The organism is Mesorhizobium sp. L-8-3 (genome assembly GCF_016756615.1).
GTDB lineage: Bacteria > Pseudomonadota > Alphaproteobacteria > Rhizobiales > Rhizobiaceae.
On record NZ_AP023262.1, the window covers coordinates 1,974,583 to 1,990,361 of the forward strand.

At 64.3% G+C, this 15,779-nt stretch carries 15 protein-coding genes and 1 tRNA gene; 8 read left to right on the top strand and 8 right to left on the bottom strand.

Annotated features, from left to right (window positions below; all coding sequences use genetic code 11):
• The first annotated feature begins 2 nt into the window (after nt 1-2).
• Nucleotides 3-437 (top strand): hypothetical protein, encoded by a 435-nt coding sequence (locus tag JN302_RS09310; RefSeq protein ID WP_202332685.1) that lies wholly within the window; start codon nt 3-5, stop codon nt 435-437.
• A 279-nt stretch (nt 438-716) separates the two neighbouring features.
• On the opposite strand, the gene JN302_RS39075 is transcribed toward JN302_RS09310, so the two are convergent.
• Both JN302_RS39075 and JN302_RS09325 read right to left on the bottom strand, forming a co-directional pair.
• Nucleotides 717-1,451, bottom strand: a complete 735-nt coding sequence (locus JN302_RS39075) for a hypothetical protein (protein WP_244846265.1) — start codon at nt 1,449-1,451, stop codon at nt 717-719.
• A gap of 391 nt (nt 1,452-1,842) precedes the next feature.
• Nucleotides 1,843-1,917, bottom strand: a tRNA-Gly gene (locus tag JN302_RS09325).
• A gap of 269 nt (nt 1,918-2,186) precedes the next feature.
• On the opposite strand from JN302_RS09325, the gene JN302_RS09330 reads away from it, so the two are divergent.
• From JN302_RS09330 to JN302_RS09345, 4 genes are all read left to right on the top strand, one after another.
• Nucleotides 2,187-2,684, top strand: coding sequence for a prolyl-tRNA synthetase associated domain-containing protein (locus JN302_RS09330; RefSeq protein WP_202311634.1), 498 nt, complete (start codon nt 2,187-2,189; stop codon nt 2,682-2,684).
• Nucleotides 2,685-2,748: 64 nt separating this feature from the next.
• Nucleotides 2,749-3,720 (top strand): thioredoxin, encoded by a 972-nt coding sequence (trxA, locus tag JN302_RS09335; RefSeq protein WP_202311635.1) that lies wholly within the window; start codon nt 2,749-2,751, stop codon nt 3,718-3,720.
• A gap of 86 nt (nt 3,721-3,806) precedes the next feature.
• Nucleotides 3,807-4,478, top strand: coding sequence for an LON peptidase substrate-binding domain-containing protein (locus JN302_RS09340; RefSeq protein ID WP_202311636.1), 672 nt, complete (start codon nt 3,807-3,809; stop codon nt 4,476-4,478).
• A gap of 7 nt (nt 4,479-4,485) precedes the next feature.
• Nucleotides 4,486-4,680 (top strand): Trm112 family protein, encoded by a 195-nt coding sequence (locus JN302_RS09345; RefSeq protein WP_202311637.1) that lies wholly within the window; start codon nt 4,486-4,488, stop codon nt 4,678-4,680.
• A 166-nt stretch (nt 4,681-4,846) separates the two neighbouring features.
• On the opposite strand, the gene JN302_RS09350 is transcribed toward JN302_RS09345, so the two are convergent.
• From JN302_RS09350 to JN302_RS39080, 3 genes are read right to left on the bottom strand one after another with little or no spacing between them, the layout of a single operon-like run.
• Nucleotides 4,847-8,197 (bottom strand): error-prone DNA polymerase, encoded by a 3,351-nt coding sequence (locus tag JN302_RS09350; RefSeq protein ID WP_202332688.1) that lies wholly within the window; start codon nt 8,195-8,197, stop codon nt 4,847-4,849.
• Nucleotides 8,194-9,699: a Y-family DNA polymerase gene (locus JN302_RS09355; RefSeq protein ID WP_244743504.1), complete on the bottom strand. Its 1,506-nt coding sequence runs from the start codon at nt 9,697-9,699 to the stop codon at nt 8,194-8,196. The genes JN302_RS09350 and JN302_RS09355 overlap by 4 nt, the downstream gene beginning before the upstream one ends.
• Nucleotides 9,581-10,588, bottom strand: coding sequence for an ImuA family protein (locus tag JN302_RS39080; protein ID WP_244846266.1), 1,008 nt, complete (start codon nt 10,586-10,588; stop codon nt 9,581-9,583). The genes JN302_RS09355 and JN302_RS39080 overlap by 119 nt, the downstream gene beginning before the upstream one ends.
• Nucleotides 10,589-10,779: 191 nt before the next feature.
• On the opposite strand from JN302_RS39080, the gene JN302_RS09360 reads away from it, so the two are divergent.
• Nucleotides 10,780-11,223, top strand: a complete 444-nt coding sequence (locus tag JN302_RS09360; RefSeq protein WP_202311640.1) for a metallopeptidase family protein — start codon at nt 10,780-10,782, stop codon at nt 11,221-11,223.
• 274 nt (nt 11,224-11,497) lie between these two features.
• Here JN302_RS09360 and JN302_RS09365 read toward each other — a convergent pair whose 3' ends face one another.
• A complete protein-coding gene (locus JN302_RS09365; RefSeq protein ID WP_202332689.1) occupies nt 11,498-12,034 on the bottom strand; it encodes a bacteriocin fulvocin C-related protein in 537 nt (178 codons plus the stop codon).
• Nucleotides 12,035-12,554: 520 nt separating this feature from the next.
• On the opposite strand from JN302_RS09365, the gene JN302_RS09370 reads away from it, so the two are divergent.
• Nucleotides 12,555-12,752: a hypothetical protein gene (locus JN302_RS09370; RefSeq protein ID WP_202332690.1), complete on the top strand. Its 198-nt coding sequence runs from the start codon at nt 12,555-12,557 to the stop codon at nt 12,750-12,752.
• Here JN302_RS09370 and JN302_RS39915 read toward each other — a convergent pair.
• The gene (locus JN302_RS39915; protein ID WP_446720719.1) at nt 12,725-13,099 is read right to left on the bottom strand and encodes a GDCCVxC domain-containing (seleno)protein; all 375 of its coding nucleotides are present in this window, start codon (nt 13,097-13,099) and stop codon (nt 12,725-12,727) included. The genes JN302_RS09370 and JN302_RS39915 overlap by 28 nt on opposite strands.
• A 258-nt stretch (nt 13,100-13,357) precedes the next feature.
• On the bottom strand, nt 13,358-14,473 hold the full coding sequence (locus JN302_RS09375) for a porin (RefSeq protein WP_202332691.1): 1,116 nt from the start codon (nt 14,471-14,473) through the stop codon (nt 13,358-13,360).
• Nucleotides 14,474-15,477: 1,004 nt separating this feature from the next.
• Between JN302_RS09375 and JN302_RS09380 the strand changes: the two genes are divergently transcribed.
• Nucleotides 15,478-15,735, top strand: a complete 258-nt coding sequence (locus JN302_RS09380; RefSeq protein ID WP_202311650.1) for a hypothetical protein — start codon at nt 15,478-15,480, stop codon at nt 15,733-15,735.
• The last annotated feature ends 44 nt before the right edge of the window (nt 15,736-15,779 follow it).

The following is a 15,779-nucleotide window of genomic DNA, read 5'->3' on the forward strand; positions in this document are numbered from 1 at the left end:
GCATGACCGCGCGCCCGTGCCCTTCTGACTTCCTGCCGCTCTCCCCATCTTGGCGCCGTCGCATCGAGGCCACGATAGAGGTCTTGTTGTCCATACTGGACGAGGCGGACGGAGACGAGAACATCGAGCAGGACGAGGATAACGAGCCTTGGCTTGCTGGCGACTATGGCGGCTTCCAGGACCTGGAGCGGGACGATTCCGAAGACGAGCCGTCGCTAGGATGGTCCAGCGCCTTCAACCAGGCGCTACCCGATCGCTTCGGCCGCGTCGATATCGTGGACGGCGAGCAGGATGCCAGCGAGATGCCGGAGTGGGACCAAGCGGGATTGCGGATCTCGACGCCCTCGCCCTGTTCCCGGCTCCATCAGCCGCTCGGCGGCAAAGCCGATCATGCCGCGCAACAACATAATCGACTGCTTATTCGCGGTGCGACCTAACTGCTAGCGACGTGAAAGCTTTGCTAGAATCTGAGGGACCGCTTCTTTCAATTGCCCATGAGTGACCAGCTTAGAATCGACAAGAGCCTTTACAGATTTTTGCAAGTCGGTAAGGGCACGTCTAAGCCTCGTTACCTCAGCTTCAAGTTGCGCAATCCGTTCTTCGTCAGACATAACCCAAGCCCTCTGTGCCACTGGGTAAGAAAGCTAAGCGAGTCGGTCGTGGGTTGTCAAATATACGATCGCCCTCAAAAGAGATCGAATCTTACCCGCATCTGCCTATTCACACCCGTTCTTCGCAAAGCCCGCTTTCCATACCGTCAGGATGGCTTTGGCTTTGTCGACAGCTTGTCCTCCTAAGAACAGGGCCTTCGTACCATCCCATTCCTCAACGCGGTAAATGAAGTTGCTGTCAACGGTCACACTTCCAAAAAGGTCTGCCAGCAAGTCAGAGAGCACCATCGTCATGTTAACCGCGTCATGGATTTCGCTTTCCAAGTCGTAGTACGCCGATCTCCAGCTCGCTCCCGATGCCGGTGCGTTGACCATCGACTCCAAAAGGGCCTCCATATGCTCGGGCTGCAGTTCTGAGCAGCAGCCGAAGTCTAAGAGATACGCGGCCTTCGCGACGCGGTCCGAGTCGGTCACTACGGGAAGGCTGCATAGAGCCATCAGCGCTTCCCGCTCAACGTGATCTGCCTTATCCCAAATCGCCTTATCCTTGCGCGTCGGTTCGCGACCGAGTTCCTTCGCATCAACGAGGATGCACTTGTCATTCAGATCCCGCCTCGCCGCTGCATGCGTCTTCAGAACTTGGCGCAGTTCGATAGACAACATCGGATTATCGAGGTTGATTTTCGCCGGAGCCTCCTGTCGCTCAACGGCCTCGCTCCCTTCCGCAAGCGACAAGGCGCCTTCAACATCACCAGCCCTAATCAATGCGGCCATGCTCTTGAGCGGACTTAGGGCAGTCGCTTGTTCATCGGCAGTGATTCCAACGGTCTTCTTCAGCATCGTCATCCCTCGGTCAAAACTGTTCCGAAGGGCGTAGGTCGCCGGCCGTAAACAACTCGGTACCGGTTCGCTGCGCATTTGAACTAGGGGCTGTGGGAATGGTGGACGATAGTGGGGAAAAACCACGCGCCACCCTTTTTCCTGATTTGCGCGCCCGGAACAGTCCCACCCTCACTCAGATCCTGACGGTTTCGTCCGCTATTCGGATCGGCATCCTGAGAACTTCACGAGAATGGTCTTCGGTGGCCCTGGACGCTTTGCAGGAGGCGTTTCCGTGCCCCTAACGAAGACCGTATTTGCACGCCGTGGCGACATGGTGGCGATATGGCGCCAATAGCAAAAGGCCGCCGATCTGGCGGCCTTTGCAAATACTTGACTTCCTTGCGGAAACTGGAGCGGGCGAAGGGATTCGAACCCTCGACCCCAACCTTGGCAAGGTTGTGCTCTACCCCTGAGCTACACCCGCTCGCGCGGCGTCTCCGCCGCAAGCCGCGCCTATATGGCCGAAGAGCGCGGGGATTGCAACAGGGGTCCGTCATCTTTTTTCGAAGTGCCGTTTTTGGGGAAATCGGCGGCTCGATGCCCCGTTTTGGTTCCAGTTTTCCGTGCCGTAGCGGCAGGCAGGGCTGACGCGCCTCGTGCCGTCGGGCGACATTGCCGCCAAAACATGAGGCGGGACTTGCGGCCGCGCCGCTTTTCGCCATAGACGGTTTTTCGAGCAAGCGGAGACCAGACATGCCGAAGACGCCGGCCGACCTTTTCGCCTTCCTCGACGGGCTTGGCATCGCGGTGAAGACGGTCAGCCATCCGCCGCTGTTCACGGTCGCCGATTCGCAGTCGCTGCGCGGCGAGATCCCGGGCGGCCACACCAAGAACCTCTTCCTGAAGGATAAGAAGGATAATTTCTTTCTCGTCACGGTCGAGGAGGACGCAACCGTCGACCTGAAGACGATCCATCAGGCGATCGGTGCCGCGAGCCGGGTCTCGTTCGGAAAGCCGGAAGCCCTGATGGACCTGCTTGGCGTGATCCCGGGCGCCGTCACCGCCTTCGGCGCGATCAACGATACCGGGGGCAAGGTGAGGGTGGTGATCGACGAACCCTTGCTCGCGCACGGCATCGTCAATGCCCATCCGCTGACCAATGAGGCGACGACGTCGATCGCGGCCGACGACCTGCTCAGATTTCTGAATGCGACGGGCCACGAAGCTGTTATCTTGAAAGTTTCCCAGTGATCGCCACATGGAGCCGCAAGGCGCCTGACGGCGCAGGGAAATCCGACCGGCCGAGAGGATGACGATGGACGACAAGAACAATCCCTATGCAGGAAATGGCGGCGGCTACGCCACCAACGTGCAGTTCGGCACTCCGCAGGGTAACGGGCCCGCAGGCGCGGACAAGACGCTGATCAAGGACACGACCACGGCCAACTTCAGTGCCGACGTGATCCAGGAATCGCGCAAACAGCCGGTGCTGGTCGATTTCTGGGCGCCGTGGTGCGGCCCCTGCAAGCAACTGACCCCGGTCCTGGAGAAGGCGGTTCAGGCCGCCGGAGGTCGCGTCAAGCTGGTCAAGATGAATATCGACGACCATCCGGCCATCCCCGGGCAACTGGGCATCCAGTCGATCCCGGCCGTCATCGCATTCAAGAACGGCCAGCCGGTCGACGGCTTCATGGGCGCGGTCCCCGAGAGCCAGGTGAAGGAATTCATCCAGCGCGTCGGCGGCAAGGGCGAAGCCGAGACGGGTATCGCCGAGGCGCTCGCTGCAGCCACCGAGGCGCGGGCCGCCGGCGACGCCCGGACCGCGGCCGACATCTATTCGGCGCTGGTCGAGCAGTTCCCCGACAATGTCGAGGCGCTGGCGGGTCTGGCCGAACTGGTATTGGAGAGCGGGGACGCCCAGGGGGCGCTGTCATTGCTCGACGGCGCGCCGGCCGAGAAGAAGGATGCTCCGGCACTCGCCGCCATCCGCACCAGGATCGCGCTCGCGGAACAAGCCGCCTCACTCGGCAACGCCGCGGAGTTCGAGAGCCGGCTTGCCGCAAACCCCAAGGACCATCAGGCCCGCTTCGACCTCGCCATGATCCAGAATGCCGAGGGCAAGCGCATGGAGGCGGCCGACAACCTGCTCGCCATCGTCAAGGCCGACCGGAGCTGGCAGGATGACGGCGCCAGGGCACAGCTCGTGAAGTTCTTCGAGGCGTGGGGGCCGACGGACGAAGCAACCCTCGCGGCCCGGCGCAAGCTGTCGTCGGTGCTGTTTTCGTAAGAAGGAACGGCTTGCGCTTCCCGTGCGGCTCGACTTCGGGCCGGCAAGCGCCAGATAGGGACTGTTGACACGGAAAGGCGATCGCCGTGCAGGCGGGAAATGCTTATTACCGGCGGGGCAAGGACCTGCCTGCCACAATACCGGTGTTCCCGCTGGCGGCGGCACTGCTGCTTCCTGGCGGGCGCATGCCCCTCAACATCTTCGAGCCGCGCTATCTGCAGATGATCGACGAGGCGATCGGCGGCCAGCGGATCATCGGCATGATCCAGCCGAGCCTCGACGGCCGGCTGCGCGGCGACGGGGAACCGGAGCTGTGTCAGGTCGGTTGTCTGGGCCGGATCACGTCGCTCTCCGAGACCGGCGACGGCCGCTATCTGATCGCGCTGCAGGGCGTATGCCGCTTCCGTGTCACCGAGGAAATAACGGTCAGGACTCCCTTCCGGCAGTGCCGGATCACGCCCTTCGCCGGCGATCTCGACGAGGAGAGCGGCGCCAGGGAGGTCAACCGTCCGGCCCTGCTCAAGGCGTTTCGTTCCTATCTCGAAGCCAATGGCCTCGACGCCGACTGGGAAAGCGTCAGCCGCGCCGACAATGCGATGCTGGTCAATGCGCTCTCCATGATGGCGCCTTACGGGCCGGCCGAGAAGCAGGCGCTTCTGGAATCGCCCGACCTGAAGACGCGGGCCGACACGCTGATCGCGATCACCGAGATGGCGCTGGCCCGCGAGCAGGACGATTTCGGCTCGAGCCTGCAGTGAGGGCGGCATGGTCAAGGACGAGCGCAGCGTTGCCATCGACACCAAGCTGCTCGAGCTTCTGGCCTGCCCGCTGACCAAAGGCCCGCTGACCTGGGTTCCCGAAAGCTGCGAGCTCATATCGAAGGCTGCGGGGCTCGCTTATCCCGTGCGCGACGGCATTCCGGTGATGCTGCCGTCGGAGGCGCGGCAGATAGAAGAGTGAATGGTGAATGGTAAAATGGTGAATGGTTAAGAAGTTGACGGACCGGCGCGCACCGCGTTCGTTATTCACCATTCACCATTCACCATTCACCATTCACCATTCACCATTCACCATTCACCATTCACCATTCACCATTCACCATTCACCATTCACCATTCACCATCTTCTACTGAAAATTCCGCCCCTTCGGCATGACCTGACCCGGGGCGCGGGCGAGATCCTCGTAGTCGTCGACCACCGAGGGCGGTTTCGCGGGAAGCCGGACGACATTCGCTCCACCTGATGTTCCGGTTGGACCATCACTCTCCCTTGCTTTGCGCTGGTCGGCGAGCCCGCGCAGGAAGCGCGCCTGTTCGGAAAGCTCGCCCAGCCAATGGGTCAGGTCTCCGATTCTGTCGGCGACGATGTGGATGACGCCGGATTCCGACTGCAGCCGCCCGTCGACGCGGATGAAACGCCCACCCATCACCGCTGGACGGTAGCGGTCGAAGATCCTGGGCCAGATGATGACATTGGCCACGGCCTGCTCGTCCTCCAGCGTGAGGAAGATCGCATTGCCGTTGCCCGGCCGCTGCCGCACCAGGACGAGGCCGGCGACCGAGACGCGCCGGCCGTCGCGCACCAGGGACAATCGGCCGTGCGGGGTGACGCCGGCGCGGTCGAGCCTTGTGCGCAGGAAGGAAACGGGATGCGCCTTGAGCGACAGGCCCAGCGCTTCATAATCATGGATCACATGCTGGCCAAGCGGCATGGCCGGCAGCGCCGTCTTCGGCTCGTTGTCGGCCAGCCGCAGTTCCGGCCGGTCGAAGAGCGGCAGGCGCTGGGCGGCGTTCCTGGCGTCGAGCGCCCGGACCGCCCAGAGCGCGGCGCGCCGGTCGAGGCCGAGCGAGCGGAAGGCGTCGGCCTCGGCCAGCCGTCCGATCTCGCCCATGTCGAGCCCCGAACGCAGCCAGACGTCGTGCACGGAATGATAACCGTCGCCGCGGCGGGCGACGAATTCGATCATGCGTTCCTCGGACAGGCCCTTGATCTGGCGGAAGCCGAGCCTGACGGCATGGTTGCTGCGGATGACGCCGCGCATCTCGTCATGGCGCGGCGCGACCCGCGACGGATCGAAGGTGAAGGCTTCGAGCGTGCAGTCCCAATCGGAAAGATTGACGTCGGCCGGCCGGATGTCGACGCCGTGGTCGGCCGCGTCCCGCACAAGCTGCGCCGGCCTGTAGAAGCCCATCGGCTGCGAGTTCAGGATCGCGGCGCAGAAGACGTCGGGATAGAAGGTCTTGAGCCAGCAGGAGGCATAGACCAGCAGCGCGAAGGCCGCGGCATGGCTTTCCGGGAAGCCGTATTCGCCGAAGCCCTCGATCTGCTTGAAGCAGCGCTCGGCGAAATCCCGCTCGTAGCCCTTCCTGACCATGCCGTCGATCATGCGCTGCTTGTAATTGCCGATCGTGCCGGTGCGCTTGAAGGTCGCCATGGCGCGGCGCAGCTGGTCGGCCTCGTCGGGCGCGAAGCCGCCGGCCACGATGGCGATCTTCATGGCCTGTTCCTGGAAGAGGGGCACGCCGAGGGTTCTTCCGAGAATCTCCCTCAGCTCTTCCTTGGGATATTCGGCCTCTTCCTTCTTTTGGCGCCGGCGCAGATAGGGATGGACCATGTCGCCCTGGATCGGGCCGGGGCGCACGATCGCCACCTCGATGACCAGATCGTAGAATTCGCGGGGCCTGAGCCGCGGCAGCATGCTCATCTGGGCGCGCGATTCGATCTGGAAGACGCCGAGCGTGTCGGCCCGGCAGATCATGTCGTAGACGCGCTCGTCCTCCGCCGGGATCGTGGCCAGCTCCAGCCGCCTGTCATGGGGATCGCGCTCGTCGTAATGCGCTTCCAGGAGATCGAGCGCCCGCCGCAGGCAGGAGAGCATGCCGAGCGCGAGCACGTCGACCTTCAGGATCTTCACCGCATCGAGGTCGTCCTTGTCCCATTCGACCATCATGCGTTCTTCCATCGCCGTCTTGACGATGGGTACGATCTCGTCGAGCCGGTCCCTGGTGATGACGAAACCGCCGACATGCTGGGAGAGATGGCGCGGAAAGCCGAGGATCTCGTTCGCCCGGGCGATCACATGCCGCGTCACGGGATCGGCCTCGGCCAAGCCGGCCGCCCGGGTCTCCCTCCCGCCGAGCTCGGAGGACGACCAGCCCCAGATCGATCCGGAGAGCGCGCTCATGACGTCCTCGGAGAGGCCCATCGCCTTGGCGACCTCGCGCAATGCCGAACGGCCGCGATAGGTGACGACCGAGGCGGCAAGTGCGGTACGCTTGCTGCTGTATTTCTCGTAGATATAGGCGATCACCTCGTCGCGGCGCTCATGCTCGAAATCGACGTCGATGTCGGGCGGCTCGCCGCGTTTTTCGGAGATGAAGCGCTCGAACAGGCAGTCGATGATATCGGGACCCACCTCGGTGATGCCGATGCAGAAGCAGATCACCGAATTGGCGGCCGAACCGCGCCCCTGGCAGAGGATCTTCTTCCTCCGCGCGAAGCTGACGATATCGTGGACGGTGAGGAAATAGCGCGCATAGTTCAGCCTCTCGACGATGCCGAGCTCGTGCCGGATCAGTTCCTCCACCTTCTTCGGAACACCGTCCGGATAGCGGTTCTTCGCGCCCTCCCAGGTCAGCCTTTCCAGCTCGGCCTGCGGTTCCAGGCCGGATTCGGTCGGCTCGTCGGGATAGTTGTATTCGAGCTGCTGGAGGGAGAACCTCAGCGTTCCGGCGAAACGCAGCGTCTCGGCCAGCGCCTCGGGGTGGCGGCGAAAGAGCCGCGCCATTTCGGCCGGGCCCTTCAGGTGACGTTCGGCATTGGCCATGAGGTCGAAACCCGCCTCGGCCACCGGCACGTTGAGCCGGATCGCGGTCAGCACGTCCTGCAGGGGACGACGCTCCGGCGCATGATAGAGCACGTCGTTGACCGCCATCAGGGGCAGGCCGCAGGCCGCCGCGATCGCGGCCGCCTGTTCCAGCCTGAAGCGGTCATTGCCCGAATAATCCGGCGAGACGGCCAGCCACAAGGCTTCGCCGAAGCGCTCCTTCAATTGGCGGAGGAAGGCGTCCTGCTCTTCCCCATGGGCGGCGAGATCGGGCAGTGCGGCGAGCGACAGGCCCTCACCCCATTCAAGGAGATCGTCGCGGCGCAGATCCGGATTGCCTTTCTCGCCCCGCATATTGGCTTCGGTCAGCATGCGGCACAGCCGGCCCCAGCCCGCGCGGTCCCGGGGATAGGCGAGGATGTCGGGCGTGCCGTCGGAAAACACCAGGCGGCAGCCGGGATGATAGGGAAAACCGTCCACCTTGGCCTGCTGCCAGGCGCGCACCACGCCCGCCACGGTGTTGCGGTCGGCGAGCCCGATCGCCGAAAAGCCGAGACGCTGCGCCGAGACGAGCAACTCCTCCGGCCGCGACGCGCCACGCAGGAAGGAGAAATTCGATTGCACGGCGAATTCGGCATAGGGCGCGTTCATGCGAAGATTCCGTGCATGTACCAGCGCGGCGTAGCCTCCGTGGCGCCGTAGAAGCCTTGCCGGAAGAGCCAGTAGCGGCGGCCCTTGGCGTCCTCGATGCGGAAATAGTCGCGCGTGGCCGCATCCTCTTTCTCGCGCCACCATTCCGGGGCGATGCGCTCGGGCCCCTCGGCGCGGGCGACGTCGTGCAGGGCGCGCCGCCAGCGGAACCGCGCGGGCGGTCCTTCGGGAATCTCGGCCATCATCACCTCGACGGGCTCGGGAGGTCGGAACAGCCGGATCGGCCTGTCGGCCGGTCCATGTCCGCGCACTTGCTCCCTGGCGGCGGGACCGCCGGCTGCCTCGGCGAAGGGAACGGCGATCGCGGCGCGTTCGGGAATGCGGCTTTCGACCATCAGCGGCCGCAGCACCGCCGTCTGGCCGAGCCGGGCGCGCACCCGGTCGGCGAAGACGGCGAGTTCCTCGCCCTCGTCTGTCTCCACGCCGCCGAGATCGGCCTGCCCGATCTCCAGACGCGCGGCCTGAAGCACGGAGAGGCGGACGAGGTCGAAACCGAAGCCGGCGTCGATCACTCCTTCTGCCGCCGTCAGCCTTTCGTGGAACAGGCGCCGGACCAGACGCGGCTCGCGCAGCGGCCGCGACGTACCGACCGCGATGCGTGAGACGGCGCCGTCCACCCTGAACAGCGCCAGTTCGAGCGCCCGGGCGCCTTCGCCGCGCCGTTCGAGGCCCTTCTTCAGCGTCGTGGCGAGGATGAAGGCCAGCTCCTCGATATGATCGGTGAGCATGATCGGCTCGGCCAGATGCCGTTCGGCCGAAAGGTCGGCGACCGGCAGGCGCGGTGAGATCGCCTCGTCGATCCGGCCGAGCGCCTGGTCGAGCCGGATCAGCAACCCCTTGCCGAAGCGCCGCGCGAGCGGCGCGCGCGGCGCCGCCATGATGACGCCGGCCGTTCGCAACCCGACGCTTTCGAGGCCGCTGCGGGTTTCTGGGGCGATCCGCAAGGCGGCGAGCGGCAAGGGCGCCAGCGCCGCCGCCTCGTCGCCCGGCGCGATAGGGGACAAGGAGAAACGCGCTCCGGCCCAGGCCGCTCCCGGCGTGGATGCAAGGCCGGCCCGTGCGGAAAAACCCTGGTGGAAAAGCCGCAGCAGGAGGTCGTCCAGCATCGCCCTTTCGCCGCCGAAGAGATGGGCGCAGCCCGTGATGTCGAGGAACAGCCCGTCCCCTCCCTCGAGCGCCACCAGCGGCGTGTAGCGATCGCACCAGTCGGCCAGGCTTTCGAGCAGCCGCCGGTCGGCCTCCGGATCGGCCTCCACGACGTCGAGGGAAGGATGCATGGCGCGGGCGTCGGCGATGCCCATGCCGCGCTTCAGGCGCAACGCCTCAGCCTGCTCGTCGAGGGCGGCGATGCACTGGGTGTTGTTCTCGCGATGGCTGAAGACGAGCGGCGGCCTGGCGCTCGCCGGACCGGAACGCCAGGACCGACCCAGCCGCTGGCGCAGGATCCGCTCCGCGCTGAGATAGGGGAACCATAGAGTCAGGATTCTCTGACCCTCTTTCCTGAAATGAGAGGTCATGGGGGTTCCATTCCACGATGAACTGCCCGGCAAGGGCAAAACGGCTCTTGTCGATGCCGACGGAAAAGGCCGGATGGCCGACGGAGCCGGCGAGCGGGCCGGCCACCGTCGCGCGCGGCGTGGCGGGGGCAGCCGATACGACGAGGCGAAGCGGCGCGGCCGTCGGTTCCGGCGCGGCCGATTGGCGCAGCAGGAAGACGGGATGCCCGGCGATCTGCGCTCGCCGATGCAGCCGGCGCGTCGCGGTGAGGTCGAGCCTGTGCGGATTGCCGCGTATTTCCAGGAAGACGGCGCAGAGGCCGCTCAGCCGGGCGGCTTCCTCCGCGACCCACAAGGCGTCGGCGGGTTTCTGCACATCAGAGACGAGCAGGTCGCCCGGCGCCAGCCCACAGAAAGCAAGAAGCCCGGGCGCATAGGGAAAACCCCCCTCGCGGAAGGCTTCACCCGTGCCGATCCACAATATGGGGGCGCCGGCATGACATTTGCGGGCAAGCCCGGCCAGCGCCATCGCAAAGCCGGCGGCGGCGCCAGCGTCGCGGGCATCGGGGCCGTGGATTTCGGTCAGCGCGGCTTCCGGCAGCCCGCCGCCGAGTGCGGCGTCGAGGCGTGCCACTCCCGTCCTCAGCCCCGCCGAAAGCCGGGATTTGGCTGCCAGGCCGGCCTGGCGCAGGATCACGCCGTCGGCCGCGGCCGGCACAGCCGCGACATCCGGGGCGGGCGGGGCATCGAACCGCTCGGCGAGAGTGCCTTCGATCCTGGCGATTTTCCGGCGCAAGGACAAAATAGTTTCCCGCGCCACGGCGGAGGTCGCCATGTCGGTTGCTTCCGGTCTGTTCCTGTTATGTTCTTATGGATTCCAGAGCCGGCCTCAAGAGTCAAGCGTGCCGATTGAGAATTTATTCCTTAAGCGTGGCGCCCTGTGCTGTCGTCTTCATGAATAAGGCGAACCACATCCAGTTTGAGAAATGCCGGCCGAAAGGCTATATCCCGCCAAAAGGACAAAGAATGGCCCGCATCTATCAGACCCGAGCCTGGCACGACCAGCTGTCGCCGTCGATCGAGGAAATGGAACTTCTGGCGTTGGAAGCCTATGCCCATCTACCGGAGGAGTTCCGCACCCTCACCGGCGAGATCATCATCCAGCTTTCCGAGTTCCCGACCGACGAGATCATGGACGACCTATCGCTGGAGACGCCTTTCGACCTGCTCGGCCTGTTCGAGGGCCGCGGCATCGCCGAACGCTGGACCCCGCAGACCGGCGAGGGACCCAACCGCATCACGCTCTACCGCCGCGCCATTCTCGACTATTGGGCCGAGAACGAGGAGACGCTGGGCGCCATCGTCACCCATGTGCTGATCCATGAGATCGGACATCATTTCGGCCTTTCCGACGACGACATGGAACGGATCGAGGAAGCCGCCGACGAGGTCGCCATCCCGCCGACCTGAGTTGGCGGGCACCGGAACGCCTGGCGACAGGAACGGTCGCCACCGGCCGGTTGCATTCCGCTCGGCCGGAGGGACGATGATCCCCGCGGTCCCTACGACTGGATGGTTCTGCTTCTGCCACGGCTCGATCCACGATTGTGCCGAGGGGGGCAGGGCCCGCAGCCGCAATCTCGAAGTTCCGCCGCATGCGCTCCCGGATCGCGGTCGGACCCGGATGATGACGTCTCCTCGCGAGAACGTTGCGACCTCTCCGACGACGCGCGGCCCTGGAGGCTCACGGACCGAACTGCCCCGTGCATAGACCGTCGCAGATCTGCAGCCAGAAAAAGCCGCAGCCCCTGACCGGGGTGCAGCCGCCGGCGCGGCATTGAATCAGCGCGCCACAGGGATTGCCTCGCAGCAATCCCGAATCGGCGGAACGACATTCGCAGGCTGGCAAGGCTCCGCCGGCCTGCATGATGACCGGGCTCTTGCAAGCACCATCGCCAAGGTACTGAGTGTACTTTTGCAATAGCGTGAAATCGGGAAAGAGCTTTTCCAGCCTCGGCGCCAACTTGTCGATATATGCCACCGCTGCCTTGTTCTTCTTGGGGTCCGAGTAGCTTTCGGGACGCAACCGCTCGGCGAGATCCGACAGCGTCGCCTTCTGCCCTTTGTCGTACACCGCCTCGATCCCCTCGCGCAGCCGGTCCTGCCAGAGTGCAGCCTGGTAGGCAGCCGGGAGGCCGTCGAAGATGAGTTTCTGTTCGCCAAGGCTGAGTGCGGCGAGCCCATTTCGGAAGGTGGTCAGGTAGTCCGATATGTCTGGCATAGCGAGACCTCACCGTTACGGTTGTTTGATTGTACTATGTATAGATTGGTATCTCAACCCGAATCTAAGGCATTCCTTCCGAAAACGTGCAGCGCTTTCTCAAAAAAAGACATTAGCTCGATCAAGAACGTACAGCATTTCGCGTAAAGCCTTACTCTAAGTTCGATATCATTAAGAAAATTTTCTGAATTTCGGCGAAAGCTCTGAATTTCAATTCAAAATTGAACATGGCGCACTTACTCACCGCAAGAGCAGAAAACAGAACCTTTCCAGGCTTGAAATCGGCGCCCTTCCGGCTCGAAATGCCGGACTTTGCCTTGGGCTGATTTCATACCGTTGGGCGTGACCCTCGCCCGTTGGCGCGAAAGCCAAGCGGCCCGGAGGGGCCGTGCCGGCGATTGGTATGGATTCCCGGACCGCGGCCGGATCCGGATGACGATATCTCCTCTCGATAAACGGCGAACTTGACCCTCCAGTTGCTGGAAGCGGTAAGCTCTTCCAAAACTCGGAGGAGCCGGGGATGGCAGAACGCGGCGACAGGCTGGAGCGCGAGATCGTCAGACTCTTCAAGGTTGCGTGCCGGGCAAACAGGCCGGATGTCGCCGAGCATTTGTTGCGCGCCCTGGAGACCTTGGAACGGGAACCGGGCATTCGGGATCATGCGCGCTGCCATTGCGCGTTGATGGAAGCCTATGGGGAACTCATCCGGTCGCATTGATGCTGCCGAGGCGCGACCGGTCGGTTCCGCCCGGCTTGGGCTATCGCCAGGGACGGCATGATGGACAGGCGGGATGGCGCTAGCCTGTCCTGACCCTCGCCATTGTCGTGTTCGCGATTGCGGCGCTCGACAAATATCTGCGCAGCAGCGCAGCGGTGCAGCAGCGCTCCGCAGCCTTTGCAGTCGTAGAGGAACCGGCAGGCGTTGATCGGCATCGTCTCGGTCTCCCGATGCCCGCAGCCGGGGCAAGTGATCGTGCTCCGCAGGACCGTCATGTGGTCTGTCCCCCTCCCTGAGACGTCGGGGTCGCGAATAGTGCCGGATACGACCGGGACCCGGTCACTCATCGGCTGGATCCCTGGACGGACGCGACCGATAGCCGGCTTCGGCGGTCGCAGCGGTCAGGGCGGCGATGTCGGCCAGTGCGTCGTCGAAGGACACTGCCGCCGTTCCTTCTTCGAAGGAAATCTCGACCCATGATCTGCGACATCGCATTCGCGACGGAAGCGAGCAGGATCGGAAGGGCGAATTCCGTGCGAGCGTAAGCTGGTGCGAGTGGTTCGCCGGCGCCCGGAAGTTCCGGGCGCCGGCGAGCCGAAGCGTTCTCAGAAGTAGCGCTTGAAACGGAGGAAGCCGGACGGGGTGCCGTCGAGGCCGTCGACCTTGTCGAAATGGATCTCGCTGCTGATTTCGAAATTCAGCACCGGCGACCAGACGAGGTTCAACTCGGCGCCATAGGCGTTGAGGCCCGAACTCACGTCGGAGCCGACGTCCGAATAGAGGTCGCCGAAATACTGGAAGGCGGCCGAGGCGGCAAATTCCGGCGTGAACTGGTGGAAGTAGGAGCCCAGAACCGACCATTCGGAGTTGACGCCGAGCGCGCTCGACGAACCGTAGGTGTTGTCGCTGTCGGAGTAGAAGGCGAGCATGCGGAGCGAGGAGCCGGGGCTGTTCGGCACGTTGAGCTGCAGGCCGAGCCCGGCGCCCCAGCCTGCTTCGTCGGCGAAGGCGCCGGGCCGGCTCTCGTCATAGCCGAACTTGGCCCAGACCGAGCCCCAGCCCTGGTTGACGCCCACCTTGGCGACGATGTCGGGCATGTAGCCGTCGCCGGCCAGCGCGTCGTCCTCCAGCGAGACCGTACCGAACAGGCCGTAGGCGCCGGTGAAGTCGTAGCCGATCTGCTGCGCCTGGCTGTAGCCGTAATACATGCCGTAATAAGAATGGGCGCCCCAGTTGGAGGCGCCGCCGTTGCGTGTCGCGGACCACGCCGATTCCGTATAGCCGGCGTAGAAACCGCCCAGCTGGACGAAAGCCTGGTCGACACCGACGGGGAAGTCGACACCGCCGGTCGAGACGCCTTCCGCCTCGAGGCGGATGAAGCTGCGCAGCGTGCCCCAGTCGGTCTCGGACCGGGCGTCGAAGTTCAGTCGCGCCCTGCTGCTCTTGATCCAGCCATCGGCATCGGCGGCGCCGCCGATGAAGGCCGGCGTGTCGCTGGAATTCTTGTAGCCCTCGGCGCCGATCTGGTACCACATCCAGCCGTTGACCGAGAGGCAGGTCTCGGTGCCGGGGATGTAGAAGAAGCCCGCGCCGTAGGTTTCGCAGACCCGGACATATTCGACCGGCTCCGGTTCGGCCACGACGACCGCGTCGGCCGCCTGGGCCAGCGGCACGCCGATCAGTCCGGCAGCCGAGCCGAGCAGAATTGCTGCGTATTTCATTGTTCCCGTCTCCTAGGAAAAGCTGGTTCTCTGCTGGCGACGGGAGCGGTCGCGACCGGCCGCCGACAGCCGGTCGGAATAGGAGCCCCGGCGTTTTCCCGGATTTTGCGAGGGGCTTACATCGCTGTAAGAAGGGCTTGTCTTTGCCGCTTGCTGCCATTGCTGTGACCGTTCGGCCACAGTCCGGTGAGGCCATCAGGTCTTCCGCCGCCGCAGCATTGGCCCTGGGCCGGATCTCGCTGCGCCTGGATTTCGGCGCGGAGCGCGATCAATTCTTGCTGACCAACCGCTTTTGCCGTTGACTTTCCCGCCCTATCGCGGATTTTCCGACCTATCTTTTCATTTTCGAGGAATTGCGCCCGCCCCTGTACCAGCCGCGGCGGGCTTCCGATGCCGGCGGTCGATCAGATCGACCGGAGGACGCGGCTGCTTGGCCCGCGCCTGCTGATGCCGCTGCCAGGATGCCCGCAGGGGCCGCGCCGGCGATTGAGCCGTCGGTATTGCCGGGGGATTCGCGCCCGATCCTGCAAACGCCCAGTTCTTTGCAGTGGATTTTTGACGCTTGCTTTCAACGTGATGAATTGCGTCCGCTGGCTCTGGCCGAGCCGCCGAAGGATGCACATATCCGCATAACGAGGCGAGCCGTCTCGGCAGGGGGTCTTCTCCGAGCCTTCGCGAGATGTCAGCAGCCAGGCGAGGGCGACGCAAGCATTGCCCCGTCACCCCGCCCTCGACGGCATACCGAAATAACAGGCCCGTCCTGTTATTTCCCAGTTTTTTACAGGATCGCGGTCGAATCCGGGGCAGTGATGCCAGGACAGTTCGAACCGTGCCCGGCGCATCGGGAGGCGGCCGCCGCCGATCACGATCGCGTGCGGTTGCGCGAATGTAAGGTTCCCGAAAAGCAGCCGGAACGCAGCCGCCTCACGGTGCCAGGGTCGTCAATCGAGGCCCTTGAAGGTCATCGCGACCGCAGGGCCCTGCAGGACAGGAAAGGTACCGAGATGACACGTTTTGTCGCCGTCGCGTCGATTGCGCTCCCCCTCTTCGCCGCTCCGGCCCTTGCCGGCGAGGCCCCTGCCTACAGGGGCGACTATCGGCCGCCGGTCGCGCGTGACGACAATGCGGGGACGTCGACGTTCGGCGGAACCCATCCGATCGCGCCTGCCGCGCCGAGGACCACGGTCGCCGTCAATCCCGATCCGACGCTTCGGAACTATTCGGCGAACATCACCCGGTCCGATCTGCACTCGGGCAGGTAATCACTGCGCTTCCGTTTGGCCCCACGCATCGACCTGCGGACAAT